Annotated in this window: 1 protein-coding gene; it reads left to right on the plus strand. The window is 46.6% G+C overall.

Annotation, left to right across the window (positions count from 1 at the left end; translation table 11 throughout):
* Positions 1-105: 105 nt before the first annotated feature.
* Positions 106-585 carry an RDD family protein gene (locus R7Q48_RS27365; RefSeq protein WP_005461101.1) on the plus strand — a complete coding sequence of 160 codons (480 nt, stop codon included), beginning with the start codon at positions 106-108 and terminating at the stop codon, positions 583-585.
* The last annotated feature ends 128 nt before the right edge of the window (positions 586-713 follow it).

Consider the following 713-nt stretch of genomic DNA (forward strand, 5'->3'; position numbering starts at 1 on the left):
CTCTTAGATTTGGCCGTAATTGGAGAGTCTGTGCGTCAGCTCTCTTTTCACAGACAGGCGGAATCTATATCCTGACGCACAATTTTTAAGGTAAGTGATGGAATTATGACTACTTCTACAACTCTTCCACCAGCGGGATTTTTCCGTCGATTGGCCGCTTTGTTTTATGACACTCTAATTGTCTTAGCCATTGAGATGATGGCTGCGGGTGTCGTAATTGCTGTGGTGTTTGCTTTGAATGCAGCAGGCTTGCTGAGCTACGGAGAATATGTGGATGCCGCAGATATGTTAGGGAAACACCCGGTGTTGAGTCCGATATTCACACTTTATCTGGCGGTAGTCTGGATTTACTTCTTCGTCTTTTTCTGGACGCGAGCAGGTCAAACCCTAGGCATGCGCGCTTGGAAAATGCAAATTCGAAACGCGAAAGACGGCGCTCCAATTACGGCGACTCAAGCATTAATCCGCCTTGCGACATCAGGCTTTGGTCTTGCGAACTTAACCGTGCCAATTGACCCGCAAAAACGTGGTTTCCACGATATCTGGGCAAAAACTGAAGTGGTGGTTTTGCCAAAAGCAAAATAAATCGCAGAGAAACAAAAAAGGAAGGCATAGCGCCTTCCTTTTTCTTTGATTATAGCTTTCTTCTCAGCAACGCTACCGCAATCGCCAAAAAAGCTAAGCTCGGGGCTAAGGCACCAAATATCGGCGGT

It is taken from the genome of Vibrio sp. 378, assembly GCF_033339435.1.

What these genes read in the sequence shown, in the direction of transcription:
- R7Q48_RS27365 (WP_005461101.1), top strand. Translation starts at nt 106, where the DNA reads ATGACTACTTCTACAACTCTTCCACCAGCGGGATTTTTCCGTCGATTG.